The following is a 25,964-nucleotide window of genomic DNA, read 5'->3' on the forward strand; positions in this document are numbered from 1 at the left end:
TGTTCCAATCTTGCTCAATTGGTAATTTGCATTGTTGTAATACTCTTACTAATATAGCCACGCAATAAATCCCCATTATTGACAAGCCTTGCTCTTAGTGCTTAAATAACTATTCAAATTTCAACTTTTATGAGTTCAATTGACCGCGAGAAAATCTCTATCGTAAGGCAAAATCTACCAAGAACAGTGCGGGCCGCACTCGCTGGCGCGGTTTTTTATGCTAGTCCAGTTGCCGCCCAAACTCCTCCCTCTGCTGCTGAACAGCCAATAGTAGTAGAGGATGATATAAACCGACCTTGTACTAGTGCAGATGTGGTGAATGGCTCATTAAACGTGGCAAGGATTTCTTCTCTTACACCTCGTCAGGTTCGTTGTGTCTCACAGAGTCAGTGGGATAATGCCTCAACTGAGGCCAGGGCTGCCTTGTCACAGCCGAATTTACTCTGTGTCACACCAGGTGTTATCGGTTCTGTCAGTGATTCTCAAATGAGAGAACGCTGGGGGGCTGGTATTCGGGGTATGACGTATGAGCAAATACGCCAAATGGATGAACACCAAATTAGATGTCTTGTTCCCGCTCATTTAACCGCTATACTACGCTCAGAGTTTGGTCCTAGACTAAGTAACGGTTGGTTAGCGGAAATCAGTGATGCGCAACTTGCACGCTTGCCTAATAGTGCTGATCAACAACGTATCCGAAGTGCGAGACAGATTTGGCGAGAAGCTAGCAATTCTTTTACAGTTGCGATTGAACAACATAGCAGAAGAGAGTTCTTTGCTGCAGCAGAAGGTTTCCTACATTCCTATGAGGTGACTCAGGTTCCCCAGATGCCTTACAATCTCGCTATAGCTGTTTTAACTATGTTTGATTTGTCCGAAAGGGTTGAGGCATCGCGTGATATCACCCAACCTCAACGGGCTTTTGTTAATAATGTATTAGCATCTATTACTGGCAGGCTGGCTGTAGGGGAACCTGTAATGATATCTACGGCGCCAGCAATCCCATACTCAGTTCAAGTGAGCACTCCCACACCACACACAGAACAACGTCAAGCTCCCATAGGCTTGGCATCCGCATGTTCGACTCGATCTAATCCGAATTCGGGCTTTTGTGAAATAAATCAAGCAAGATTTGATCGTTTGGTATATCTAGTTAGCCAAGCAGCCTTGACCTTGAGTAGAGTGATGGGTAGTGATCTGGCTGCTGTTGTTCCACCTTTAGCAGCAAATCCCACATCAGCTCAAAGAGCAGAGTATGAAGGTGCTATAAATAAAAATCATAATAGAGTGGCATTGCTCAACGCATTGCGAGACCGCTTGCTTGATGTTCGTCGTAATCAAACAGCTTGGAGTTCACCAGAAACTAACATTAATCAAGGTGTAGGTTCACCTAATCCATTAGCGATCAACTCTACTCCACATCCACGTGGAGCTAATCCAAGAGTAGTTACCGTCACTGAAGCTCATCCATTGAGATTGCCAGCTATGATTGTTGCCGGGGTTGGTGTTGGAGCCGCCTTAGCTGGGGGAATCGGTTGGGCGGTAACTAGTGGAGAAGCCAATGATAGAGTGACTGAATGTGAAAGGAATGGCTGTTCTGAATCGGCAATAACACACTTAGAGTCATTGAATGGTCGTGCTAATCTTCTCACTGGGCTAGGTTGGGCTGGTGTTGGTATTGCTGCGATAGGTGGTGTTGGTACAGTCCTTTTTTGGAATAGAACCACTACCACTAGAGTTGAGAATACTCCTATCGATACGCCACGAGGGACTCCTGTTCTTCCGGCAGCTCGACGAAGAACGAGTGTTGCTCCTGTGTCTTTCAACGTGACACCAGTATTAGGTAATGTCCGTGGAGCGCAAGTAACTATCACCTTCTAGAGCAGCGATTCTGGACAGCGAAAGTTTATCGCTTCTTGGAAATGTTCTAGCTCAACGTTTTTGCTTTCTGCCAAATCTGCCACAGTTCTGCTTACTCGCAGAATTCGCACTAAACTACGAGGTGATATATCATCTCTACTAGTTGCTAGATTTTTTACTTCGGATGACAAATCGAGTCCTTGTAGGGCTGTCGCCAAAGTATATTTCTGTTTGCTATTACTTTTTCCTTGGCGCGTTATTTGCAGTTGATAAGCATTTTGCACTTTTTGTTGCATGAGGGTGGAGCTGAGTGCTGCATGGTAATTGTGGAATTCAGCATGTTTAATTCTGGGTACATAGCTAAACAAGTCTATTCTATCTAAGATGGGGCCGGATACTTTTTTGAGGTACCGTGCTTTTTGATAGGGACTACATGAACATTGTTTCTCTTTATCTCCACTATAGCCGCATGGACAGGGATTCATGGCAGCGATGAGTTGAAATGATGCTGGAAAGGTGACACTGCCTTGAGTCCGTGCAATAGTAATCACATTCTCTTCTAGGGGTTCTCGTAGGCTTTCTAGGACATCACGATGAAATTCTGGAAACTCATCTAAAAAAAGTACTCCCAGGTGCGACAATGTGATGATTCCTGGTTTTGGAATAGCGCCACCACCAAGGATAGCATTGGCTGAGGCGCTATGGTGAGGAGCGCAGAATGGTCTGAGTAACTTTAGATCATTTGTATTCTCTATCAGTTTACCGCTAATAGATTGAATAGTGATGATAGTCAATAATTCCTGCTCAGTTAGAGTGGGTAATATTCCAGCGAAAGCCTTTGCTAAAATGCTTTTTCCTGTACCTGGTGGCCCAATTAGCAATACATTATGCCCGCCACTGGCTGCGATAGTGAGTGCTCTTTTGGCATGAGAATTACCAATAATATCAGCAAAGTTGATGTCACATGGGGCAAGCTGTGAAAGTTCGATTAGATTCAATTTATTCACCCTTTGAGCAGATTGTAGCTCACCTAATATTGCCACTGAAAAAACAGCTACTTTGTCGGCAATGAGGCTTGCTTCCTGACTGTTCTTCTCAGGAATGTAAGCGTACTTATAGCCGGAAGAAATGGCATGGATTAATATTGCCAAGACCCCTGGTATAGCGCGTACTGTACCTTCCAATCCCAACTCACCCAAAAAAATAGTATGAGTAGGATCCTCTATGCAGATTTGCTTGGTTGCTCTTAATACTCCAACAGCAATCGCTAGATCTAATTGAGTACCATCTTTTCTCATTTGGGCAGGAGCAAGATTTACCATGATGCCCCTTTTGGTGAAATAAAAGCCACTATTAGTAATGGCAAATTGTACGCGTTCACGTGCTTCTTGGATCGCTGTGTCGGCTAAACCGACAATAATAAACTTATTGAGCAAATTAAATATCTCTACTTCTACCAAAATAATTTTTCCCTCTACTCCTACCACACAGCCTGAAGCAACGATAATGGCCATAAAGAAAGTAATGACAATCTCTATGCTACCGGAGAAATTATGAAAACTTATTCTTGATAAATTCGGGGGATATGTGGGGGAATATTACTTAATAATAGGTAAGGAATAGTGTCCGCGAAAACTGATTGTTCAGTAGCGCTAATTGTTTCCGCTCCATCACTGCCAATAAAAGTAACAACAGAATGTTTTCTGGCCATGGGAATATCACTCACATCTAGCATGGTCATATTCATACACACATTACCTATGATTGGCGCTCGCTTGCCATTCACAAGCATAATCCCTTTATTGCTTAAGGTTCTCATGACACCTTCGTAATAGCCAATTGGTACTGTGGCAATACGACTTTTCCGTCTTGTCCTGTAGGTGCCAGCATAACCAATCAGGCTTCCAGCAGAGATTTCCTGTATGGCAACAATGCTTGTCCGATAACTAAGGGCAGGTTTGAGTTGAAAGTCGTGAGACTTTTTATCCGTATACTCCCAGGCATCTAATGTCTCTTGGGAAGGCCAGATGCCATAGGTACTGATACCAACACGGACATAATCGTAATGACTTTGAGGGAAAAGGAGTGTCGAGGCTGAGTTGGCAATATGTTTCTCTAGTTTCTCAACTAAGGGTTGATTGGTATCAAGAGCTAACCGAAAGCTCTTTAATTGTTCTTTTGTTTGGAATGATGCCGGATTTTCTGCATCAGCTAAATGTGAATATATTCCTTGTACCCTTATTAACGGGTTGTTGCCTAAAGTGTGCAGAAAGGCTGGCAATTGTTCAGGTAATATTCCCAAACGGTTCAGTCCCGTATTTAGCTTAATGTGAATAGCTAGTGGTGGTAATTGTGTCGACAATGATTGTAAGTTGTCTAAATCCATTAAAGCTACCTCGAGGTTAAACTCTTGTGCGGCTAAAAAATCTTTAGCATTCTCAATCAAGCCTAAGACAATGAGTTTTTTTTTGATTCCTAATTGGCGTAATCTGACACCCTCTTCTACCGTAACCACCCCAAAACCAATCACTAACTCTTCTAATGCTTTGGCTATTTCTAACCCGTGGCCATAGGCGTTAGCCTTAATTATTGAAAGTATTTTAGTGGGCTCGGTTAAAATATTACTAAATTGTAACAAGTTATACCTTAGCGCAGAAAGTGAGACTTCTACTCTAGTAGCAGGAATAATAGAAATCACTGGATTAACTGGTTAATACATTATCGATCATTTTTTGTAAGAGCGTTTCGATATTCATACCTTGGGCGGCAAAAAGCCGGGGATACATACTTGCGGCAGTAAGGCCGGGTAAAGTATTTACTTCATTAATAAAAATTTGCTCATCATTAACAAAAAAGTCTACCCGGGCGACACCCCGTAAGTCGAGCATTGTGAAGACGTCCTTGGCCATTTTCTGAATATTACTGGTAGTCACTTTATCTAGTAATGCTGGGATAATCATTTGGGTATTCTCATCATTATATTTAGCATCATAATCATAGAATTCTCCTGAAGGTATCACTTCTCCTACCATGCTTGTTGCTAATTCCCCCTCAGTTTCGAGTACAGCACACTCTATTTCTCTAATATTAGTAAGACCTTGTTCTACAATTACTCGTTCACTAAAATGACAAGCTTCTTCAAGAGCATCTTCCAGTTTCCCATTAGTCTTGACCTTTTTCACTCCAATACTAGAACCTAAATTTGCTGGCTTGATGAATAGGGGATAGCGCAAATTAGCTAAAATCTCTTCTTTTACCGATATAATATCAGTATTGATTTGCTTCTTGGTAAAAGGCAAGAATGGTACTTGTGGGAGTCGGTAGGTGGCAAAGACTTTTTTCATAATAATCTTATCCATACCTAGGGCTGATCCTAATACATGACTACCTATGTAAGGGATGCCAGTGTATTCTAATATTCCTTGTAAGCTGCCATCTTCTCCTTGGGTCCCATGAACAACTGGAAAAAATAAATCCACTTTTTGTTGAAATGTATCTTTTCCTTTGCTGAATATATGTATTCCTGGCAAGCATTGATTGGTGCTAATAATACATTGTGGCAAATGCTCCAAAGGTTTGTTGTGCTGAAGGCTCAAAAGCACTTCAGGACCAACATACATTTTGCCATCTTGGGCGATACCAATTTGTAATATGTCATACACCTCATGATTGATATGCTCAATTACATTCATTGCCGAAAGCAAGGAAATCTTATGTTCAACTGACACACCGCCAAAGATCACCGCAATAATGGGTTTCATATTTATTGAATAATTCTTCTGCCCTGGAGCGCCTGAGTCAGGGTAATTTCGTCGGCATACTCTACACTTGATCCTATTGGAATGCCGACACCGATGCGACTGATACTAATATGCTCAATAGGATGTAATAATTGTGCTATATAGGCTGAGGTTGATTCCCCCTCAAGGCTAGGGTTAATGGCCAGAATTACTTCAATTGGCTGAGAGTTATGGGCTAAAATCTTTATTCTTTGTACCAATTCGGCGATTTTTAACTGTTCCGGACCAATGCCCTCCATCGGCTTTAGTATGCCATGAAGAACATGATAGACCCCTTGAAAATCTTTGGTGCGCTCAAAAGCTAATACATCTAACGGCTCTTCAACAACCATAACCTGTTTATGATTGCGCTTTTCATTTCCACAAATGCCACATCTTTTGCTATCAGCTATTTGAAAACAAAGTTCACAGAAATGCAGATCCTTGGTAAGAGCTATTATTGCTTGTCCCAAGCTTTCAATTTCATTATAAGGTTTCTTGATTAGGTGATATACCAATCGAGAAGCGCTCTTTGGTCCAATACCAGGTAATTTGGCTAAAGCCTGGATGGCGGTTGTAATTTTGAGCGGTAATTGTAAGTCCATTGACATTATTGGTGATTATTGTAATATGTGTCTTTTGTAATTACTTATGTTGTCATTGCGCGTCTACACAGTTTTGGCAGCCATAATGCTTTCTCTCAGCAATCCTACTGTAGCAAATGCATTTGTTTTTGGCACGCCATATTTAGTGGGGGAGACCAGTATACCGTTAAATGTCTCTAATATTCCTAGTAAATTGCATGCTGTAACGAGCTATCAAGACAGCTTTATCAGTGCTATTTCTCCTCTGGGTGATGTCAATGCATTACCGGCGTTCCATGCGGTCAGAGGAAATATCTTATATATCACTCCCCATCGAACTGGCAGTATGTATATGCAAGTAGAAGAAACTAGGGCTGATGGCCAAAAAGTTGTTTCTCGGCCAATACTATTTACTTTTTATCAGGTGACTTTTCAGGCAGAGGCTTGCCATGGTTTTAACCAGCAAGAAAACTTTGGCTCAGTTTCCCCTGTTCAGCCAATGCGGTTCAGCCTGGTTGGTATACCAACAAAAACTAATCCTGATAATTTTCAAGTAAGCCTTTCTGACGCTACATTGGGCAATATCAATACTTCAATGCCGGGCATTGTGGAAATTTCCTATAAAAAGTCCGGAAAAGCAATATTGAAACTAATCCAAAATACTTCTTTAGGAGAAGTGATCCTCAATCAACTGTCATTAGAATTTATTGCTAGTAAGAGCGTGGTGGTTAACTTTTATCATATCCACGATCCGGCTGGTTATTCTGCTTGGAGATTAAGACAAACAGAGATGATCGCTTATTTACAACAAACAGAAAAGATTCTTAACCAAGCAGGTATTACTATTACCATTGGTGAGCAGAAAGATGTCTACTTGCCTAATAGTGTGGGCTTTGCTGTCGATGCTGCTAGCGATGCGATTTCTTTCGAAGAAAATTTAGTAGTACAAAGTAGTATGGTAAATCCTACTGCTGCCGCCTCAGTATTTTTTGTCTGGGATTATACTCTTGATCGTGAAAGCAAAGTAGGTATGAATTATCGATTTCCTGGTGTAGGAAACGTGATATTTATTACTGACCAAACATTACGACCGGGAGAAACCTTGGCCCATGAAATTGGTCATGCTTTGGGGCTGACTCATAATAACTTGGGCCCAACATATTTAATGGCAGCCCAAGAATATAGTGATACTCAGCAGTGCAATTTCTCTTATCAAGAACTTCGCACTCTTATTTCCTCTGTTTAAGTAAGTCCTGGTAGTCCTCCCATTTCACCCATCATTTTCTTCATATTTTCAGAGCTAGCCTTTTTTGCTTTGGTCATTGCTTTGTCTATGGTTTCTTTGACTGCTTTGCTTAGACTTTTTTCAGAGTAATGGGTAAATGCACCTTCCTGAATGGTTAGCTCTACAATTTCCATCGCACCGTTTACAACGACCATAATCATATTGTCACTAGTCTGGGCAGTGAAAGTCATTTTTTGGAGCTCATTTTGCATCGTTTTTGCTTGTTTCTGTAACTTGTATAAATTCTGAAGCTTTTCAAACATGTAGATAGTATTAAAGCAAATTGATATTATCTGCTTGAAAAGCTTATGGCAATGATAAAAGTTTTAGGAATTGATCCAGGCACTGCTACCGTTGGCTATGGTATTATAAAAGTTGAGGCTCATAAACCACAGTTTCTTGAATGTGGGGTAATCGAAACTCAGAAAAGTATGAATATGGAGCATCGACTACATGAAATCGGTACCGATATTGCACAACTTATTGCTGAACAAAAACCTGATATTTGTGCTGTAGAGGAATTATTCTTTTTTAAGAATATTACTAATGGTATTTCTGTTGCCCAAGCGCGAGGAGTAATTATATATGAAATAGTAAAAGCCGGTGTCCCATTATTAGAGTTCACTCCACTAGAAATGAAAGCATTGATTACTGGCCATGGCCATGCGTCAAAGTTACAAGTGGGGCAAATGATAAAGTCTATCTTGCAACTCGATACGATACCTAAGCCGGATGATGCTGCTGATGGCCTTGCTCTTGCTATTTGTGGCTATCTGGCTACTCGTAATAAAAAGTGGATTCATCCAGGCCTTCAGTGATACGGCTCTTAATAGTCAATTCCAATAGCTCTTCCGGACTAGCGCTAAAAAAGATACGGGCATTGGTTCTATAAGCCAATGAGTCAATTACTTGATGAATCATGCGGCTCACTCCATTACTTTCTTCCAGAATGCCGATTATCTTGTTCTCATGATAAGCAAGAGTAAATTCATTGAGGGTTCCAATACCGCCACCAACAAAAATCACGATCTCACTATTGAAAATATTAAAATGATCACGGAAATCAAATCCCATGCCGGTATAAGTAATAAAAGTGTGTGGCTCTAATGGCAAATGCCAATGATAAACATGATCAGTGGCATTTTTTGCTGGTGATATACCAAATACCTTGCCATTTTTGCTAGCAGCACCTTTTGCTGCTTCCAATGGCAAACCATTCGTTGCACCAGTAACTAGATAGTGGCCTTGCTCAGCAATGAGCTCACCTAAATGATAGGCTTTTCTTTCAGCTGTTTTGGTGATATGGCCTTTGGCTGAGCCCATTATACCAATTCTTATCGGTAAAACCTGATTTTCCGCCATACAATAGATGAGTTTTTGTGTTCATATCATTGTAACACAAAATATTCATCTTAAGCGAGAACTAATTACTAAGTGATTTAAGCTCTATTTGGAAGACTTTACCCGATGCGGTCATCACCATTAACTGATCTTTGGTAAGGCCTGGTAGCAACTCTATATCTAACAAATCAGAAGTATCAGCGAATACATACTGCTCCTGATATTTGCCGCTTTTACTAAGTACTACTATGCGTTGATTCTTAGCGTCCAAGACATATAGTACGCCGCTATCCGGATTTTTATCAGCTAGTATCTTCGTTGGTTCATTGAATGGATCAGTCAGGCCATCAATGATAAAGTCTTTTTTCTCATCAGCATATGTTTTGTAAATTTTGCCATCACTGGAAAGAATATATACAGCGCCATCAACTGCAATAGACACCGCTTTCTCCATAGGTAATTGAGCAACATTCTTACTCACGGGAGCTTGGAATCCTGCACTATCACGACCATATCTCCACACTGTATTTCCTGCTGGGTCCAGGAAGTACATGAATTTACGGTCACTATATTCAGTAATATCTACGGCATTTTTCCAGCTGGTTTCTTCTGTTCCAGGGGCTTTTATTAAACTGAAGGTGTCATTTTTGAATTCAACCAATTGATGATCTTTGGTATAAAGCTCAATACTATTTTCTTTGCTAATAGCAGTAGCTAATTGTAACTCATTAACGGTATTGCCATTGACAATTACTGTTCTTCGAGTTGGTTTGTCCATCGCTAATCGGTAGATAGCATCACTGTCAAATGCATATAAATCATTGTTCAATCTCACCAAACCCTTGCCCTCAAAATTACTCCGCTCTTTGCTAAGATCATAAGCTACCTTGGGATTATCTACCCGATACACACGGTCAGCTGTTTCCAATAACTGTTTTATTTCTCCCAGCTCGCCTCGTATTTGGGCAACCAAAATTCCTTCACTAGTAGTGGCTAGAGCATCATTAAGCTTTTTTTGATCAGCTACCAATAAATTTTTAGCACTTTCTCTATCGATATTAAGTCGCGTTTTAGCTTCTTCACGATCTCTACTTACTTGAGTCAGCAGATTCTGTAAGTCTTTTTTTGCTGCATTACTTTGCTGAACAGCACTGAACCAATAAATACCGCCAATGACGACAATGACAACTAGCGCTCCAGCAATAATTTTATTTAATGGTAAGCCTTTTCTAACTAAAGGCCGATCACGATTAAAAATACGCTCTAAACTTTTTTGCAAATTTTCTTTTAGAATATCAAGAGTATTTACCAATCTGCTTGCCGAAGATAGATTGCCAACATTCGTAGTTGAAGTGGCATGAGCATGACCAACAACAGGTTTTTCTTTACTAGCAGGCTCCTCAACCATTGTTGGAGCAGTTGTTGTTGCCCGACATTCAATCACTTGTACATGCGCATGTTGCAGAGATGGAATCTCTACCTCATCGTCCCCTTTCCCTTTAATCTTGTTTTTCAAAGCGCCCATATCTACGATCTCATCTAATTTTTCTGTGCTCAACAAAATATGATCATTGGCCAAAAGATTACCACTGGCGAGTGAATGGAAAATTTTATTTTCATTGGATTCAGCGACCAAACCTTCACTGATCAATGTAATGTGTTGCCCTCGGACTAAATAAACACTACCCATACCTCCCACCGATAAGTGTAAATCGCTTTGTGAAAATACACCCAAGGCAATACTGAGACTCTCTTGCCATACGATACCTTCAGCCTCAGTTAACTGAAGGACAGAATCATTGACTACTTGTAAGGTTTCTTCAAAGCTTTGTTCAGGATTTCTGTCTAAATCTTGATAAAAATGCTGCTTAAAGCACTCAATAATAATATTTTTAAGCTCAGCAGCCAGTTCTCGATGATCTTTTAGAACAAAGGTAAAAAAGACGGATCCATATTGAGCCTCCATACTATCGTCTGGCACATATGAACTAGTGACAATAAGGTGTTGTGGGTCTCGTTTGCCCAGGGTAAGAGAACTTTGCTTAAGCGAAAACATGGAAAAGTAAAGCAAATACATCGCGATGGTAGCAAAAAACCGTGGGGGTTAAAAGAATTACCAGAACAAAGCCCACGATTTTGTGGTATAACATTAGAGTAACTGGATTTTATGTTTGTTCCTGATCAATTAAAGGAATGGCTTATCACAAAAGGACAGCCTGCTTATCGTTATCAACAGATAATGCAGGCAATTTTTAAAGAAGGGAAGCAATCATTTGCTGAAATTCTTACTTTACCAAAAGCCTTACGTACTGACTTAGAAAATACTTTTTCTCTGACTACTATGGTCAGAAAGTTAGTATCTCGTTCAAAAGATAATAATTGTACTAAAATATTGTTTGCTTGTGCTGATGGTCAAATGGTAGAGGCAGTACTTATGGAGTTCGAAGATGGTAGGTATTCAGCCTGTATATCAAGCCAAGTTGGCTGTGCTTTGAAGTGTTCATTTTGTGCTACTGGTGACTTTGGTTTCAAACGAAATCTTTCTAGTTTGGAAATTTTGGAGCAGGTTTGGTCTTTACAAAGCGAATTAACAAAAGAAGGTAAACGTATTTCAAATTTAGTATTTATGGGGATGGGGGAACCTTTATTAAATTACGATGCAGTAATTGAAGCAGTTAAAATGATCAATAACCCCGATCTAATTGGTTTGGGTATGCGGCACATCACCATATCCACTTCAGGTATTGCACCATGTATTTATGATCTAGCTAAGGATTTACCACAAGTCAACTTAGCCATTAGTTTGCATGCACCAGATCAAACAATTCGAGCCCAAATTATGCCGATTGCGAAAAAGTATGATTTAAAAGAATTATTTGCTGCAGTGGATCATCATATTGAGCAAACACATCGTCGTGTTACCTATGAGTATCTATTGATTGATGGTCTCAATGATACCGAAGAATTGGCTCATATATTGGGGAAAAAGATCAAAAATCAATTATGTCATGTTAATCTAATTCCTTGGAATCAAACTACACATCCTACATTTAAACCATCAACTCGTAGTGCAATATTTAAGTTTGCCCATATTCTGGAAGATTATGGTGTGCCAGTAACCATTCGTGTCACAATTGGCTCTGATATCGATGCTGCTTGCGGGCAACTAGCCAATCGCTCTCAGGAACAGATTAGTGTTTGATAAATGAGATCAAACTCAAAGATGCTGGCATAAAGGGCATACTTAACTGACTTGCTATCTTTGTTGCCTCCTCTTGATTGAAATCATCGAAGATGAGAAAGGTACCATCATCTACTCTGGTAGTAAAAGTGATTGAAGCATGAGGAAAGTCATCGACAAAGATCTTTAATTCCTTATTTCGATATTGCTCACTAATTCTTGCTAGTTCTGCTTTACCCTTTTCATCAAGTGTGATCTTGACAGCATAGTTCTTATTTCGGTCTGAATTAGGATCTTTCTTTATCACTTCGGCTTTAGTGATAAATTTTGCTAATGAAGTAATGGGGGCGAAGTTTAGTCTAGGTTCAGGGCGTTTGAGATAACGCAATACTTCTTGATAACGAATCTGCTCAGTCTCACCATTGCCGATTTTCTCTAATACTTTAGCGAACCAAATAGTAGTATCGAGTTCAACGATAGGAGTCATTTCACCTATGCCAGTTTTCTGTAAAGCACTCCAGTAGGCATTTTCTTTTACCCTAGCTTGTAGCCAGGGTCCACGCATCCCTTTTTCTAAGTGATTCACTTTTTCACTAAAGCTCATTACCACTTCGTCCATACTCAATTTCTTTTCAGTTACTTTTTTATAAGCTTCATTAATAATATTCTTTTGACCTTGATTGTAATTAGCAACCTCTTCCTTCTCAGCAGCAGTCAATGTCTGTCTGGGTTCTTGTAGGGTAAGATCATAAGAAGTTGCTAAGCTTATCGCCTTGCTAATATCAAAATTATCAGTGTCTAGCGCGACGACAAGATCATTATTGTTAACTTTTACTTCACTACCATCTATCGCTAAAAGTTTCAAACGTGACTCGAGATGAGTTTTTATGGTCTCGATATCGTTATTTGTCATGCCCGGTTTAGGAATGGGGCGGTAGGTAAGTTCATAATTAGCAGTAACGCTACCGCCACAGGCAGTGAGTATTAAGGTGAAGAGACATATAACAAGCAAAGGAGCTTTCTTCATAAAATTGTACTAAATAAAATAATTATTGCCTGAACAAGATAATCTACTCTTTCATCCTCGTCCATCTGTCTTCCGTGAAAGCTGTAGTATCCATACGATGGCGAATACCAAGATCGGAAAAGTGAGTATTTGTCCCATAGTGATAATTCCACCGATCAAGCCAATTTGTCGATCTGGCTCACGGAAACATTCTACTACTATTCGAATAATACTATAGAAGAGTAAGAATAGAGCTGTTCGCAACCAAGGTTTTGCAGTAAAACGGTGAATCCTAAGTAGTAATATTCCGACAATAATATGGAGAAGGGCTTCATATAATTGAGCTGGATGACGATAGCCACTTGCTGTTGGGAATTGTATTGCCCATGGTAAGGTACTTAGTCTGCCATACAATTCGGCATTGATAAAGTTTCCAATCCTACCTAAAGCTAGGGTAAATGGTACAAACATCACCACATAATCAGCCAAACCACTGAAGGTAATTTTGTAATTACGACAAAATAAATAAGTTGCTGCCACCACACCGATAAATCCTCCATGAAAAGACATTCCCCCTTGCCACAAAGCAATCACCTCAAGTGGATTATGATAGTAATAGCCTAAATTATAAAAAAGCACATATCCCAGGCGGCCGCCGATAACGACTCCTAAGGCAGCATAGAAAATATAATCAGTAATTTCCGCCTGTGTTAATTTTAGTTTCGACTTGCTTAAAGCAATATATATCAAAATGAAACTTAACAAGTACATAATTCCATACCAGTGGATGGCAATTGTGCCCCACTGAAAAGCAATAGGACTAATCGGTGGAAAATCAATAAGTAAGAGCTCTATCATAAGATGGTATTAAAGCAGCAAGAATCCAAATATGGACCAAAAGGAAAGGGTAGAGAAGGCTATTCATAAACATTGAGCTCACTAGTAATGCAATAAAAGCGCTAGCAATACCGAGGCCCAGATCTCGGTCAGCTGAATTAAATAACTTTTTTCGATACCAAGCTTTAAAGCTTGCTGATAGAAAAACCCACCATAGCCATATATAGGCAAGACCACCAGTAATGCCAGTAGTGACAAAAATAGTTAGTAAAGTATTTTCTAAGCCGCCCCGATTATTAACATCAAATTCATCTACTAAAGCGTAGAAGTCTTGAACGGTCGCTAAATTATTATAGCCAACTCCTAATATGGGAAAATTATTTAAGATTCTCGTTCCTTTATCCCATGAATAAACTCTTTTTAGTCCTGTCTCATCCACCGAAAGCCCATCTGTAATACGTTGTACGGCTCTAGGGGAAGCGACTACTCCTAATGTAATACAAATAGCACCAATTAAAAGCATTTTGGGTGATCGCAATATGCCGATTAACAAAAATGCAGCAATAAAGGCGATGTAACCCGTTCGAGAAAAGGTGAGCAATAAAGCCACACTACAAAATAAGACACTAAAAACGATGAGAGCTTTAATATGTTTACTACTCGTGGGATATATACTAATAGCTAAGGCCATAATCATGGCAAAGTAAGTGCCAATAAAATTAGGGTCAAAAAAAGTGCCTAATAAGCGATCTTGATGAGGATCCCAGCCGTACTGAATGGCATAGGCTGTGAAATCTGGCATAATCACTAGCTGAATGAAGCCACCAATGCTAACTAAAATACTGGTCCACAGTATTAGCTTTAGTAAGAAATTTAGCCTGCTTTTACTTTTCTGCACAAATTCAGCAGTAATAAAATAAAGCAATGCATAGGCGGCAAAGCGGAACCAATATGAAAAGCTGACAATGGCGGATTTTAAATTGAGACTATCAATATTGAGCAGATTCACTAATCCCACCAAATAGGAAAGCAAAGCGACTACACAAAAGACTAAAATTGGCATGCTAAAAGGAGTTTTTGTCAATTGTCTTTCATAGATCAATTTGTGCATGATCCAGGCTGAGCCAATGAAGAGCACGACTATGTCAGTGACAATGATCGCAGCGCCACCCCGCTCATCTGTTCCTAGAGAAATACGGGCCAATTGGCCAGCAACTATACTTAAAAATAAACAAATATAGCCAAACTTCGGATAGCGTAAAAAAAGCAACCATAGTGCAATTCCTACCCCTGCCGCTGCCACTAGTGCTAATAGTAATAAGTGATCGAAGAGCATGGGAAGGAATTAATGTTCAATACACTGCAAATATAAGTGCCAAGCTAATGGTCTAGACTTTTTACTTAGCTTTTCAATAAACTGTTCAACACTGAATAAAGGATCTTGTAATTGTAACCAGTTAATATGTTTTTCAATGACAAATTGGGACAATTTACCAAGAGTTTGCCAATATAATTTGTCTTCGCCAATAGTAGGAGACAAACTTTCTTCATGAATGCCTTGGTTAATTTGTAGCATGGCATTTTCTTTCTCCCAAAAATACATTTTGGCAATTAAACGCAGGTTATTCTCTAAGTGAGGAAAGTTTTGTTGTAAAGAGTGGTCATTACTGTCTGCATCACCAAATGCCTGACTAGCCTTGCCTTCTTCGATGCAGACAGATGCAACACTAGTCACGATGCCATAATGAGAATTACTTTCGGTGCTGATTAAGCTCCCTATCCGGACAGCTGTGGGCATATAGCATTCGACAGTGATACTCTCATTCTCAATTAAAATGATTTCACCAATTCTTTTTTGTTTCATACAATGCCTACTTTATTGCGTACAGTATCGATAGTTCTTCTAGCTATCACTTTAGCTTGGATAGCACCTTCTTTTACAATATTTTCCAAATCAGTTTGAGTAATCATGTGATACTTTTTTCTCATAGGGGCAAAATAATCTAGCATTGCTTGGGCCAATAACTTTTTGGCTTCGCCATAGCCCATACCACCTTTAAGGAATCTTTCTTTGACCTGCTTACATAAATGTTCGTCTCCCACTAGCTCCAAATACTGATAAATAATATTGCCTGCCAAATCTTTGGGTTCATCTATGCCCTTGGAGTCTGTTTTGAGGCTCATGATCTTTTTTACCAAGCTTTTTTCATCCTCAAATGGGCTAATGGTATTATGGTATGATTTGCTCATCTTTTCACCATCAATGCCAGTAACTGTAGCTGTTTCTTCCATGATTACTGCTTGAGGCAAAACAAATGTTTCACCATAATAGTGGTTAAACTTCTCCGCAATATCTCGGGCGATCTCTACATGTTGTTTTTGGTCTTTTCCGACAGGCACATGCGTACTCTGATAGATTAAGATATCAGCTGCCATTAGTACGGGGTAAGCAAATAAGCCGGCACTGGCTTCTTTTCCTTTGCTGAGCGCATCTTTGTAAGCATGGGCTCTTTCTAATAAGCCGAAAGGAGTAAGACAATTGAATATCCAAGCGAGTTCTGTATGCTCTGGAACATCCGATTGAATGAAAATGATAGATTTCTTTGGGTCAATGCCATAGGCAATATATTCTCTTAGAATATTCCAAGTATTAGTGACTAGTTTTGTCCCATCCCTTTCGGTGGTAAGGGCATGATAATTAGCAATGAAATAGATATTTGTTCTATTTTCACCATTCTGTAAATCAACAAATTGCTTGATTGCGCCAAAATAATTGCCCAAGTGAGTGTGTTCACCTGTTGGTTTCGTTCCCGAAAAGAATATCTGCATAAAAGCGTTGAAGACTACTACCTACTGCTTTTTACCTTAGAAGTAGCTATATGTTCAATAGTGATCGGCATGCTTTCAATATCAATAGTGGTCGGTTTGGTATCTACCGTTACATTACTTGCTTTGGAAGCTTCTCTAGCCTTGTCTGCAATTTCTGCTAATAATTTAGGATTTTGTTTCAAAAATAATCTGGCATTTTCTTTGCCCTGACCAATTTTTAACTCACCATAGTTATAAAAAGCACCTGTTTTTTCGATAATCTGATACTTTGCTGCTATATCTAAAATATCGCCAGCTTTAGATATACCTTCATTATAAAGCATATCGACTTCAGCAGTACGAAATGGTGCCGCTACTTTGTTTTTGACAATTTTGATTTTGGTTCGATTGCCAATAATTTCCCGTTGATCACCAGACCCAACCTCAATTTTATCTCCTTTGCGCACATCAATACGGACAGAAGCATAAAACTTCAAAGCATTACCACCGGTAGTGGTTTCTGGATTGCCAAACATTACCCCAATCTTTTGTCGTAATTGATTGATAAAAATGACAATAGTTCCTGATTTATTAACAATACCGGTTAATTTGCGTAAGGCTTGACTCATCAATCTTGCTTGCAAACCCATGTGTTGATCGCCCATTTCACCTTCGATCTCTGATCTAGGTACCAATGCTGCTACCGAGTCCACTACAATAATGTCTACGGCTCCGGAGCGTACTAATGTTTCAGTAATATCTAGTGCCTGTTCACCATTGTCTGGTTGAGAAATAAGCAAATTTTCTGTATCAACACCTAACTTTTTGGCATATTCAGGATCAAAAGCATGTTCAGCATCAATAAAGGCTGCTAAGCCACCATTCTTTTGACATTCAGCTACTATGTGAAGGCTTAAAGTAGTCTTGCCAGAAGATTCAGGACCAAATACCTCAATAATTCTTCCTTTCGGGACACCACCACCCAGAGCAATATCTAATGATAGGCAACCTGTAGGTAGCATTTCTACACTCACTTTATTGCCGTCAGACATAGTCATGATGGCGCCTTTACCAAACTGTTTTTCGATCTGGCTCATGGCCAATTCTATTGCCCGCTTCTTGTCTTTATTGATTGGGTTTTGTGTAGTAGCCATAAAATAAATTAGTCAATTAGTAATAAACATTTGGACTATAGGTGAGTCTAAACTCACCGTCAAGGTGAGTGCTAAAATTAGGCTAACTTTTTAATGTCTTGAGCCCTTTTTCGGTCACAAATAACTAAACCATCGGGCGTATTTACCACGATAATATTTTTCATACCAATCACTCTAATTTGCGTTGAGGTTTCATTTCTTAAATAGCTATCACTAACATCAAGTGTGCGGATTTTTTCATCATGAAATTCTCCGAGAGCAGAGAAATCTCCAACATCGCTCCAACCAAGATTATGTGCGGGGATAGTAGCAATAGTCTTGATTCTCTCAGAAATACCATAATCAAGTGATGTGGCGTCTACTTGATGATAAATCTGTTCCCAGTCAGTAAGGTTGGCACTTAATAATGAGTAGATATTAGGCAGAAGGTCAGCAAATAGCCGTAACATTGTACCCAGTGTCCACATATAGATTCCGCTATTCCAGAGGTATTTACCTGAGGCAACATACTCTTTTGCTTTTTCTATATTGGGTTTCTCAACAAATTGTTCTACGGCAAGTACGGGAACATCATTTTGCTGGCTCAACGCCTTTTGATTGTGAGCAATATAACCATAACCGGTTTCAGGATGAGTGGGGACTATACCAATAGTGACAAGATACTCGGGATTGGCCTTCAAAAATGCTTCACCATTTTGAATCAGGGTCCGAAACTCTTCTTCATTACTAATTCTGTGATCGCACGGGAGCATCACAATAACTTCATTAGCATCAATACCAGCTTTGTTCATCAGTAATTGGCTTAAGCAAATGGCAGCAGCATTATCACGTTTTGCAGTCTCTAAGATAATTTGTTCTGTATTTAGTTCGGGTAAATCTTTTTTCAATAAGTCGGCATGTTTGGCGTTGCCACTTAACCATACTTGATCCGGAGAAACTAAAGGTAGGACTCGTTCAAATGTGGTTCTCAGTAAACTTCGATCATCAAAAAGTGCTAAAAATTGTTTAGGCTTCTCCTCTGTGCTCAAGGGCCAAAGCCTTGTTCCGCCCCCACCAGCCATAAGTAATACCTGCATAAAATCATTAAAATTCCAGTCTCACTATAATCTAGAGCATTCTTTTTGGCGATGTTCAATAGAAACAAAATTTTCATTTTCTTTAGTGGTAGAATAGTTATTCAGATGCACTTGTATTAGGCAAATATCTTAATATAGTTTACCACTGTGATTAATAAACTTACACATGCATATTTTCCCGCAAAAAGCTAAAACAGTACCAGGCACCTATTATTTCGGTGAATTTGATGATAATCCCAAGGCACCTTTTAGTATTTCGTGGGCGAAATTAACCAGGAATAATTATCAAATGGAGAAGAAGCACTATCATACCAAACATCAAAAAGTTTTTGTTACTTTAGCAGGAGAAGGTTCTTTGAATGTGAATGGTCAAGAGACAAAAATGGTTCCAGAAAAAATGATTCAAGTAGAACCTGGCGAAATCCATTTCCTGCAAAAGATAATTTCCGAAGAATTAGAGTTTATTGTTGTTCTGGCTGCGAAAGAGAATGATAAAGTGGTGATTGAGTAACATTTTGCATTAGGTGAGAAAATGGCTATGATAATCCCCAATTGTTAATCATGTTCTATGCTGGGCACTTGTAGACAATGTGAAACTCAATTTAAGATTAGTGAAACAGAAAAGTTTTTTTATCGAAAAGTTTCGCCAGTCATAAGAGGTGTTGTTTATCCGATTCCGGTCCCTACTTTGTGCTTGCTTTGCCGTGAACAGAGACGCCTAGCTTTTCGTAATGAGAGAAAGCTATATACTCGAAGGTGTCATTTTACGGGTAAAGAAATATTGTCTATTTACTCCTCTGACAAGCCTTATGTAGTTTATGATCAGGCAGTATGGTGGAGTGATCAATGGGATCCTTTAAATTATGGCAAAGAATACGATTTTTCTCGTTCCTTCTTTGCTCAATTTCAAGATTTATTACTAACTGTTCCGAAAATCGCTTTGGTGGTAGGTAAAAATGAGAATTCTTATTACAATAACTTTTTAGCCGACTGTAAGAATTGCTATATGATTCTAGGCTGGGGAGAATATTGTGAAGATTGTTATTATGGTAGATTTGTTAATAATTGTAAGGACTGTGTCGATATCACATATACCTATAATTCTCAGCTTTGTTATCAATGTATTGATGTCGATCAATGTTATAACTGCCAATATCTAACATCTTGTAGAAGCTGTGTTGATTCATATTTTTTAGAGAATTGTATTAATTGCCAAAATTGTTTTGGTTGTCTTAACTTGAATAATAAGCAGTATTGTATTTTTAATCAGCAATATACAGCTGATGGGTATGAGCAGAAGTTAAAGACTTTGCTGAACTTGACTTTCGAAGCTGTAGCACAGATAAAAGTTCAACTCGATAATCTCAAAAGAACTGTGCCGCAAAAGTTTTATCATGGCTTTAATATTGAGAACTGTACTGGCGATTATTTACAGTCATGTAAAAATGCTCAACATTGTTTTTCTGTGAATAGTTTAGAAGATACACTAAATATTTCTGATTGTTTTGAAATGACCGATTCAATGGATTGTACTATTGCTGGTGGCAATGACTCGCAACTTTCATATGAGTGTACCAGCTTTACTGGTCAATCCTGTTCTTTTGTAAATTTGTCTTGGTATTGTAACAATCTCATGTATTGCCAAGAGTGTTTTAACAATTGTGCTAATTGTTTCGGCTGCGTAGGTCTCCGGCATAAGGAGTATTGCATCTTAAATAAACAATATACCAAGGAGCAGTATGAAGAATTACTACCCAAAGTTATTGCCCATATGCAGAAAACAAAAGAGTGGGGAGAGTTTTTCCCTATTGAATTATCAGCATTTGCTTATAATGAAACATTAGCTCAAGAATATTATCCACTGACTCGAGAGCAGGTAGTAGGAAATAAATGGAACTGGAAGGAAAACGACAGTAAGGAATGTCAAGTGCAGACATATGAGGTTCCTATGGATATTGAGCTGGTGAGCGATGCTATTTGCCACAATATTCTGGCTTGTGAAAAATGCACCAAAAATTATCGAATTGTAAAACCAGAACTCGCTTTCTATAGAAGAATGTCTTTGCCCATTCCCAGGCAATGTCCTGATTGTCGTCACCAAGTTCGCAATGAACGTAAAAATCCTAGAAAGTTATGGACTAGAGTGTGCATGAAATGTAATAAAACTCTTCAGACCACTTTTGCTCCCAATCGGCCTGAAGTTATTTACTGTGAAGACTGCTATTTGCTGGTCACTTATTAAGTTCTATCACTTAAAGTGGCTTACAACTTGTGAAAGCAAAAACTGTAATTCATTGTCAGTTTTTTGCCGATAGAGCGCTCTTCTGTCTTCATTGTGAAACTTAAGCATGTTATCAGAAATAATGATAGAACTTTCTTTTCCTAATTTTTTCTTTTTCAACTGGTGCCGTAGTTTCAGGGGTAACTGAACTGCTGAATTAAGCAGTTGACTAATATAATGTGCTTTTCTTGGCAATGAATAAGCACTTTCTGGAAAGGGGAAATTTGGTAAAAATTGGTGTAGCCATTGATTACTCAACCACCATGACACTCTAGGTGTCGCGAATAGGGGAATTACTTGCGCTGTCCAATAGAGTAAATAAATATCATTTGGTATCGCTATTTTTGACATGTCCAAAGCGTTTTCGGTTACAAGAAAACTTAAGCATATTTGCTCTTCAACATGTCCAGGTTTTCGCCTTATGCCAGCAAGTTCCAAGGCAGCGGTTAATTTCAGTCTGGCCCACCATAATGTTTGAGGGGCAGTGATTACTAATAAATCAATGTCGCTAGTTGGTTTTAAAGCTCCTAGGGCATAAGAGTTTACTAGTAAGATATCTTTTATCTCAGGAATTTTGTTAGCTATCACTCTTAGGACATCAATTTTCTTTCCTAGACCAGCTTGTAATTGAGTATGGGCTGACTTTTGTTTGGTATTACGATTTTTTTCAAAGCTGAGGTTATCCCCATAAAGTGCTAGGCACTGTTGCCACTCAGCATCTGATAGAACTGCTTCATAGGTAAGGCTTCGAATATGACTAAGTTCATAGGAACCATTAATGGCTCTAAAAAAAGCAATTGGCGTTAAGAAAGCAAGTAACTTTTCGGTAGGGAGTGAAACTAGCATGCATTACAAGTTACTAAAAGCGCTTTTTAGATGATTGCTCAAAGCAGCAAAAGTGGTGTCTTCCAATTCATTGCTAACATTTAGATCGGGTGCCAGTGGCCATCCTTTATCAATAAAATTCCTACCAGAAAAACTTTTAGTGCTTGAATATCGAGGGAATATATGAAAATGAACTTCAGGATCTACCATCATGAGCATTAAATAATTAATCTTCTCATAATTAAACAATTCCTTGAGGACATGCTCTACTTCTTTGATGATACCGCCTAGTTCAATGAAACTAGCAGAAGACAAGTGGGAGAAGGCAGTAACGGGCTCTTTTGAGATGAGGATTAATGAACCTAAAGTTACTTGTTTCGGTCTACATAAAAGCTGCCAGCTTTTATATTCTTTAATCATACTTGCGGGGTAGCCGAACTTTTGTAGCGTTACATCCATCATAATTAATGGTAAATAATTAGTCTCACATTATTTCCAAGCCAATCTATAACCAAAACCCCTTACTGTTTGTAAGTACTGCTCATCTTTATGATAATGCTTTTGTAGCTTTTTTCGTAAAAAGTTTATATAGACATCAACTTTGTTAGTGAATGGATCGGCATACATATCCCAAATGTTTTCTAAAATTTCAGATCGAGAAAAAACTTTTTCTGGTAATTGTAGAAAAAGATTAAGCAGCTGAAACTCTTTGGGAGAAAGTTGTAATAGATGGTCATGAATATAGGCCGTTTTGTTTTTTTCGTCCAAACGCAAATTGCGATACATAATTAGTGAATGCACGATTGGTTTTGCTTTGCGGCGATTCAAGGCATGTAAGCGTGCAAGTAATTCACGATGATGTGTGTTCTTGCCAATCATGTCATCGGCCCCAGATTCTAGTGCCACAATCTTGGTATAGGGATCATCTAGTAAGGAATAAATCAGCACAGGAATATCATGGCCTCGCATTCGCACTTCACGACAAATGGCCAAACCATTGGTTTCTTGCAAAATCAAATCTAACACCAAGCAATCATAATGTGTGGTGCCTAGTAAATAGAAAACTTCATCTTTTCTACTTGCGATATCAATGACGTGGTGGGCGTCGGCGAGCTCTCTTTTTAGTGTGTAGGCCACTTCAGGTTCGTCTTCGACAAAAAGTATTTTCATATAAGAGCTCTGTGATCGCCCCAACTATACAATATCTTTCCTTAAAAGAAGATTAAACTTTTACTTTTTTCCTAGTAATCCGCTTTTTCTTAAGTTGCTTTGCTGTGCTTTCTTCTGAAGGTAGGCCACCTTTTACTTTGAACTCTAATTGAGTTTTTTCTTTGTTAACATCAAATTGCACGGTGGCATGAGGTTGGATAATGCCTGACAGTAAGCCATCTGATAAAGAGTCTTCCACATATTCTTGAATAGCTCTACGCATTGGTCTGGCACCAAATTCGCTACTATATCCTTTCTCAATCAGTAGAGTCTTTGCCTTGGGGGTAAAAGTTAGCGTCAAATGATGATCCTCTAAACGCTTATGTAGTTTCGCCAATTCTAGATCAACAATTTTACTAATATGATCTTTGGTTAGAGGACGGAAGACTATCGTTTGATCAATACGATTCAAAAACTCAGGCGTAAAATGTTCTTTTAGTTCAGTCAAAACGGTATCTTTAATTTTGTCATAATTCTTTTCTTCTTGAGTTGTATCCTCACTATTATCAAAGCCAATTTTAGCAGCTTCTCTAGTTAGCTTCTGGGCGCCAATATTAGAAGTCATAATAATGATGGTATTTCTGAAATCTACTTTTCTGCCTCTACCATCAGTTAACCGACCTTCTTCAAGTATTTGCAATAAAAGATTAAATACATCGTGATGAGCCTTTTCTATTTCATCGAAAAGCACAATAGAATATGGTTTGCGTCGAACCGATTCGGTCAACTGTCCACCTTCTTCATAACCGACATATCCGGGAGTAGCACCTACTAAGCGAGAAACATTATGTCTCTCCATAAATTCACTCATATCAACTGTCACCATAGCTTCTTCACTATTAAATACCTCTTTTGCTAAGGCTTTTACTAATTCTGTTTTTCCTACGCCTGTGGGACCTAAAAAGATAAATGACCCAATCGGTCTTTGATGGCTCGCTATCCCCACACGTGAACGACGAATTGCCCGAGCAATAGCATGAATGGCTTCATCTTGACCAATTACTTGTTTTTCTAAGGCTTTTTCTAAATTTTGTAAGCGTTCACTTTCCGTTTTCAATAGGCGAGTAATGGGAATACCTGTCATTAGTCCAATTACATGAGCAATGTCTTCAGTTAATACTTGTTGATCAGCATGTGGGGTTGAGACCGTCGCTGCTTTTTCTGACTTAATTTCTTCGTTAAGTAATACTTCTTGTTCTCGCAAGCTTGCTGCTGTTTCGTAATCTTGCTCAGCTACCGCTTGTTCTTTTTGCCCGATAAGTGCTGCTAGTTTCTTCTGTAACTTCTTGAGATTGTCGGTAGTCCTGTAAGAGCGAATGCCTTTTTGTGAAGCAGCTTCATCAATAAGATCAATCGCTTTATCAGGTAAAAAACGGTCACCAATATAGCGCTTCGACATATACACTGCAGCCTGAATGGCTTCATCAGTAATAGTCAGCTGATGATGAGTTTCAAATGCTTTTTTTAATCCTTTCAAAATTTGCACGGCATCTTCTGGGGTTGGTTCTTCAACTACCACTGGTTGAAAGCGTCTCTCCAAGGCGGCATCGTTTTCAATATATTTACGGTATTCATCTAAAGTGGTGGCGGCAATTACTTGTATTTCTCCCCGGGAAAGTGAGGGCTTTAAGATATTGGCCGCATCCATTCCACCTTCTGAACTGCCAGCACCAATTATAGTATGAAATTCATCAATGAAAAGAAGAATATTACCAGCATCTTTAGCCTCGTTAATCACTGCTTTGATACGTTCTTCGAATTCTCCACGGTATTTTGTACCGGCTACTAAAGCAGCCATATCTAAAGTAAGTATGCGCTTTCCTAATAAACTGTCCGGTACTTCCTCTTGCACAATTTTTTGAGCCAAGCCTTCAGCGATAGCGGTTTTTCCTACCCCCGGTTCACCAATTAAAATAGGATTGTTCTTGGTGCGTCGATTAAGAATACTAGTTACACGAGCAATCTCTTTTTCACGACCAATAATTGGGTCGAGCTTTTTACCGTTTCTTGCCTGGGCTGTAAGGTCAATCGTAAAATAGTTTAGCGCCGGAGTGTCACCAGGTTCACGTTTCTGTTTCCTATCAGCCACAGCTGCGCGACTATTTCGATGTTTCGATGGTTGCTGCATTTGATTGAAAATGCTTCCTAAGAAATTACCAAAGAATGCTTCCAAAGGATCATTCTTTGGATCATTTTCTTGTGTAGCTGGCGCATTGCTTTGTTGCTGGAACAACTTTTCAATCTCTTCCCGAATTCTAGTTGGTGAAACGTTAAGGCTTTCTAATACTGATGCTGCTGCTGTCTGTTTTTGACCGACTAAAGCTAATAATAAATGTTCGGTGCCCACATTATTATGCCCATATTTAAATGCTAGCGCAGTGGCATTCTCAATAATTTGTTTAGCTAATTCGGAAAGGCCATTTTTTAAAACATCTTTATCGGGAACCTGATGACCGGTACGAGTATTGAGAATTTGACTAACACTGTCTTTTGAGATACCTAAATTTTGTAGAATTACACTCCCTAGGCCATTTTGCTGATCGAGAATACCAAGCAAAATATGCTCAGTGCCAATAAAGGGTAATTTCATTTGTGCAGCTTCTCTCTGAGCAACAATTAAGGCTTGTTTGGCCTCTGAAGTAAACTTGCTAAAAAAATCATTCATAATTTGGGGGATTATTGGAGGGTGATTAGCACTCTGACAATTATACTGCTAACTATATTATTTGCAATCCTTA

24 protein-coding genes are annotated in these 25,964 nt (G+C 39.0%); 6 read left to right on the forward strand and 18 right to left on the reverse strand.

The annotated features are described in order from the left end of the window. Positions 1–129: 129 nt before the first annotated feature. Entirely contained in the window at positions 130–1,881 is a 1,752-nt protein-coding gene (locus tag HY817_00470; GenBank protein ID MBI4835712.1) for a hypothetical protein, read from the forward strand. Here HY817_00470 and HY817_00475 read toward each other — a convergent pair. From HY817_00475 to recR, 4 genes are read right to left on the reverse strand one after another with little or no spacing between them, the layout of a single operon-like run. After that, positions 1,878–3,374 (reverse strand): YifB family Mg chelatase-like AAA ATPase, encoded by a 1,497-nt coding sequence (locus HY817_00475; protein ID MBI4835713.1) that lies wholly within the window; start codon positions 3,372–3,374, stop codon positions 1,878–1,880. The two genes, HY817_00470 and HY817_00475, sit on opposite strands and share 4 nt — an antisense overlap. A gap of 47 nt (positions 3,375–3,421) precedes the next feature. Further along, the gene (alr, locus tag HY817_00480) at positions 3,422–4,558 is read right to left on the reverse strand and encodes an alanine racemase (GenBank protein MBI4835714.1); all 1,137 of its coding nucleotides are present in this window, start codon (positions 4,556–4,558) and stop codon (positions 3,422–3,424) included. A gap of 4 nt (positions 4,559–4,562) precedes the next feature. After that, the gene (locus HY817_00485; GenBank protein MBI4835715.1) at positions 4,563–5,621 is read right to left on the reverse strand and encodes a D-alanine--D-alanine ligase; all 1,059 of its coding nucleotides are present in this window, start codon (positions 5,619–5,621) and stop codon (positions 4,563–4,565) included. A gap of 2 nt (positions 5,622–5,623) precedes the next feature. Further along, positions 5,624–6,244 carry a recombination protein RecR gene (gene recR, locus HY817_00490; protein ID MBI4835716.1) on the reverse strand — a complete coding sequence of 207 codons (621 nt, stop codon included), beginning with the start codon at positions 6,242–6,244 and terminating at the stop codon, positions 5,624–5,626. Positions 6,245–6,290: 46 nt separating this feature from the next. Here recR and HY817_00495 point away from each other — a divergent pair, with 46 nt between their 5' ends. After that, positions 6,291–7,469 (forward strand): hypothetical protein, encoded by a 1,179-nt coding sequence (locus tag HY817_00495; protein ID MBI4835717.1) that lies wholly within the window; start codon positions 6,291–6,293, stop codon positions 7,467–7,469. On the opposite strand, the gene HY817_00500 is transcribed toward HY817_00495, so the two are convergent. Next, entirely contained in the window at positions 7,466–7,771 is a 306-nt protein-coding gene (locus tag HY817_00500) for a YbaB/EbfC family nucleoid-associated protein (GenBank protein MBI4835718.1), read from the reverse strand. The genes HY817_00495 and HY817_00500 overlap by 4 nt on opposite strands. Positions 7,772–7,816: 45 nt before the next feature. On the opposite strand from HY817_00500, the gene ruvC reads away from it, so the two are divergent. After that, positions 7,817–8,326 (forward strand): crossover junction endodeoxyribonuclease RuvC, encoded by a 510-nt coding sequence (gene ruvC / locus HY817_00505; GenBank protein MBI4835719.1) that lies wholly within the window; start codon positions 7,817–7,819, stop codon positions 8,324–8,326. Here ruvC and HY817_00510 read toward each other — a convergent pair. Together HY817_00510 and HY817_00515 are read right to left on the reverse strand one after the other, a co-directional pair. Next, a complete protein-coding gene (locus tag HY817_00510; GenBank protein ID MBI4835720.1) occupies positions 8,286–8,870 on the reverse strand; it encodes an LOG family protein in 585 nt (194 codons plus the stop codon). The genes ruvC and HY817_00510 overlap by 41 nt on opposite strands. A gap of 61 nt (positions 8,871–8,931) precedes the next feature. Continuing rightward, a complete protein-coding gene (locus tag HY817_00515) occupies positions 8,932–10,905 on the reverse strand; it encodes a hypothetical protein (protein ID MBI4835721.1) in 1,974 nt (657 codons plus the stop codon). A 111-nt stretch (positions 10,906–11,016) separates the two neighbouring features. Between HY817_00515 and rlmN the strand changes: the two genes are divergently transcribed. Continuing rightward, positions 11,017–12,051, forward strand: a complete 1,035-nt coding sequence (gene rlmN / locus HY817_00520) for a 23S rRNA (adenine(2503)-C(2))-methyltransferase RlmN (GenBank protein ID MBI4835722.1) — start codon at positions 11,017–11,019, stop codon at positions 12,049–12,051. Here rlmN and HY817_00525 read toward each other — a convergent pair. The 7 genes from HY817_00525 to HY817_00555 form a co-directional block, all read right to left on the reverse strand. Further along, entirely contained in the window at positions 12,041–13,057 is a 1,017-nt protein-coding gene (locus HY817_00525) for a hypothetical protein (protein ID MBI4835723.1), read from the reverse strand. The genes rlmN and HY817_00525 overlap by 11 nt on opposite strands. A 51-nt stretch (positions 13,058–13,108) precedes the next feature. Further along, complete coding sequence (locus HY817_00530; protein ID MBI4835724.1) at positions 13,109–13,894, reverse strand: prolipoprotein diacylglyceryl transferase; 786 nt, start codon at positions 13,892–13,894, stop codon at positions 13,109–13,111. Then, complete coding sequence (locus HY817_00535; GenBank protein ID MBI4835725.1) at positions 13,872–15,209, reverse strand: O-antigen ligase family protein; 1,338 nt, start codon at positions 15,207–15,209, stop codon at positions 13,872–13,874. The genes HY817_00530 and HY817_00535 overlap by 23 nt, the downstream gene beginning before the upstream one ends. Positions 15,210–15,218: 9 nt before the next feature. Continuing rightward, complete coding sequence (locus HY817_00540) at positions 15,219–15,737, reverse strand: hypothetical protein (GenBank protein MBI4835726.1); 519 nt, start codon at positions 15,735–15,737, stop codon at positions 15,219–15,221. Then, complete coding sequence (gene trpS / locus HY817_00545; GenBank protein MBI4835727.1) at positions 15,734–16,702, reverse strand: tryptophan--tRNA ligase; 969 nt, start codon at positions 16,700–16,702, stop codon at positions 15,734–15,736. Before trpS ends, HY817_00540 begins: the two co-directional genes overlap by 4 nt. Before the next feature lie 17 nt (positions 16,703–16,719). Further along, the gene (gene recA / locus HY817_00550; protein MBI4835728.1) at positions 16,720–17,835 is read right to left on the reverse strand and encodes a recombinase RecA; all 1,116 of its coding nucleotides are present in this window, start codon (positions 17,833–17,835) and stop codon (positions 16,720–16,722) included. A gap of 77 nt (positions 17,836–17,912) precedes the next feature. Continuing rightward, positions 17,913–18,911 (reverse strand): hypothetical protein, encoded by a 999-nt coding sequence (locus tag HY817_00555; protein ID MBI4835729.1) that lies wholly within the window; start codon positions 18,909–18,911, stop codon positions 17,913–17,915. Between the two features lie 166 nt (positions 18,912–19,077). Here HY817_00555 and HY817_00560 point away from each other — a divergent pair, with 166 nt between their 5' ends. Next, positions 19,078–19,422, forward strand: a complete 345-nt coding sequence (locus HY817_00560; GenBank protein ID MBI4835730.1) for a cupin domain-containing protein — start codon at positions 19,078–19,080, stop codon at positions 19,420–19,422. Positions 19,423–19,479: 57 nt separating this feature from the next. Continuing rightward, the gene (locus HY817_00565; protein ID MBI4835731.1) at positions 19,480–21,153 is read left to right on the forward strand and encodes a hypothetical protein; all 1,674 of its coding nucleotides are present in this window, start codon (positions 19,480–19,482) and stop codon (positions 21,151–21,153) included. A gap of 6 nt (positions 21,154–21,159) precedes the next feature. Here the strand turns inward: HY817_00565 and HY817_00570 are convergent, their stop codons facing one another. The 4 genes from HY817_00570 to HY817_00585 are packed head-to-tail and all read right to left on the reverse strand — an operon-like array spanning position 21,160 to position 25,891. Beyond that, a complete protein-coding gene (locus tag HY817_00570) occupies positions 21,160–22,038 on the reverse strand; it encodes a nucleotidyltransferase domain-containing protein (GenBank protein MBI4835732.1) in 879 nt (292 codons plus the stop codon). Between the two features lie 3 nt (positions 22,039–22,041). Then, on the reverse strand, positions 22,042–22,479 hold the full coding sequence (locus HY817_00575; protein ID MBI4835733.1) for an HIT family protein: 438 nt from the start codon (positions 22,477–22,479) through the stop codon (positions 22,042–22,044). Positions 22,480–22,506: 27 nt separating this feature from the next. Further along, on the reverse strand, positions 22,507–23,187 hold the full coding sequence (locus HY817_00580; protein MBI4835734.1) for a response regulator transcription factor: 681 nt from the start codon (positions 23,185–23,187) through the stop codon (positions 22,507–22,509). 52 nt (positions 23,188–23,239) lie between these two features. Further along, positions 23,240–25,891, reverse strand: coding sequence for an ATP-dependent Clp protease ATP-binding subunit (locus tag HY817_00585; GenBank protein MBI4835735.1), 2,652 nt, complete (start codon positions 25,889–25,891; stop codon positions 23,240–23,242). Between the last annotated feature and the right edge of the window lie 73 nt (positions 25,892–25,964).

This window comes from Candidatus Abawacabacteria bacterium (genome assembly GCA_016207805.1).
Classification (GTDB): Bacteria; Patescibacteriota; Gracilibacteria; order RBG-16-42-10; family RBG-16-42-10; genus JACQZO01.

Coding starts and splice junctions, on each gene's coding strand:
- HY817_00470 (MBI4835712.1), top strand. CDS start 130: ATGAGTTCAATTGACCGCGAGAAAATCTCTATCGTAAGGCAAAATCTA.
- HY817_00475 (MBI4835713.1), bottom strand. CDS start 3,374: ATGGCCATTATCGTTGCTTCAGGCTGTGTGGTAGGAGTAGAGGGAAAA.
- HY817_00485 (MBI4835715.1), bottom strand. CDS start 5,621: ATGAAACCCATTATTGCGGTGATCTTTGGCGGTGTGTCAGTTGAACAT.
- recR (MBI4835716.1), bottom strand. CDS start 6,244: ATGGACTTACAATTACCGCTCAAAATTACAACCGCCATCCAGGCTTTA.
- HY817_00495 (MBI4835717.1), top strand. CDS start 6,291: ATGTTGTCATTGCGCGTCTACACAGTTTTGGCAGCCATAATGCTTTCT.
- HY817_00500 (MBI4835718.1), bottom strand. CDS start 7,771: ATGTTTGAAAAGCTTCAGAATTTATACAAGTTACAGAAACAAGCAAAA.
- ruvC (MBI4835719.1), top strand. CDS start 7,817: ATGGCAATGATAAAAGTTTTAGGAATTGATCCAGGCACTGCTACCGTT.
- HY817_00510 (MBI4835720.1), bottom strand. CDS start 8,870: ATGGCGGAAAATCAGGTTTTACCGATAAGAATTGGTATAATGGGCTCA.
- HY817_00515 (MBI4835721.1), bottom strand. CDS start 10,905: ATGTTTTCGCTTAAGCAAAGTTCTCTTACCCTGGGCAAACGAGACCCA.
- rlmN (MBI4835722.1), top strand. CDS start 11,017: ATGTTTGTTCCTGATCAATTAAAGGAATGGCTTATCACAAAAGGACAG.
- HY817_00525 (MBI4835723.1), bottom strand. CDS start 13,057: ATGAAGAAAGCTCCTTTGCTTGTTATATGTCTCTTCACCTTAATACTC.
- HY817_00530 (MBI4835724.1), bottom strand. CDS start 13,894: ATGATAGAGCTCTTACTTATTGATTTTCCACCGATTAGTCCTATTGCT.
- HY817_00535 (MBI4835725.1), bottom strand. CDS start 15,209: ATGCTCTTCGATCACTTATTACTATTAGCACTAGTGGCAGCGGCAGGG.
- HY817_00540 (MBI4835726.1), bottom strand. CDS start 15,737: ATGAAACAAAAAAGAATTGGTGAAATCATTTTAATTGAGAATGAGAGT.
- trpS (MBI4835727.1), bottom strand. CDS start 16,702: ATGCAGATATTCTTTTCGGGAACGAAACCAACAGGTGAACACACTCAC.
- recA (MBI4835728.1), bottom strand. CDS start 17,835: ATGGCTACTACACAAAACCCAATCAATAAAGACAAGAAGCGGGCAATA.
- HY817_00555 (MBI4835729.1), bottom strand. CDS start 18,911: ATGCAGGTATTACTTATGGCTGGTGGGGGCGGAACAAGGCTTTGGCCC.
- HY817_00560 (MBI4835730.1), top strand. CDS start 19,078: ATGCATATTTTCCCGCAAAAAGCTAAAACAGTACCAGGCACCTATTAT.
- HY817_00565 (MBI4835731.1), top strand. CDS start 19,480: ATGCTGGGCACTTGTAGACAATGTGAAACTCAATTTAAGATTAGTGAA.
- HY817_00570 (MBI4835732.1), bottom strand. CDS start 22,038: ATGCTAGTTTCACTCCCTACCGAAAAGTTACTTGCTTTCTTAACGCCA.
- HY817_00575 (MBI4835733.1), bottom strand. CDS start 22,479: ATGATGGATGTAACGCTACAAAAGTTCGGCTACCCCGCAAGTATGATT.
- HY817_00580 (MBI4835734.1), bottom strand. CDS start 23,187: ATGAAAATACTTTTTGTCGAAGACGAACCTGAAGTGGCCTACACACTA.
- HY817_00585 (MBI4835735.1), bottom strand. CDS start 25,891: ATGAATGATTTTTTTAGCAAGTTTACTTCAGAGGCCAAACAAGCCTTA.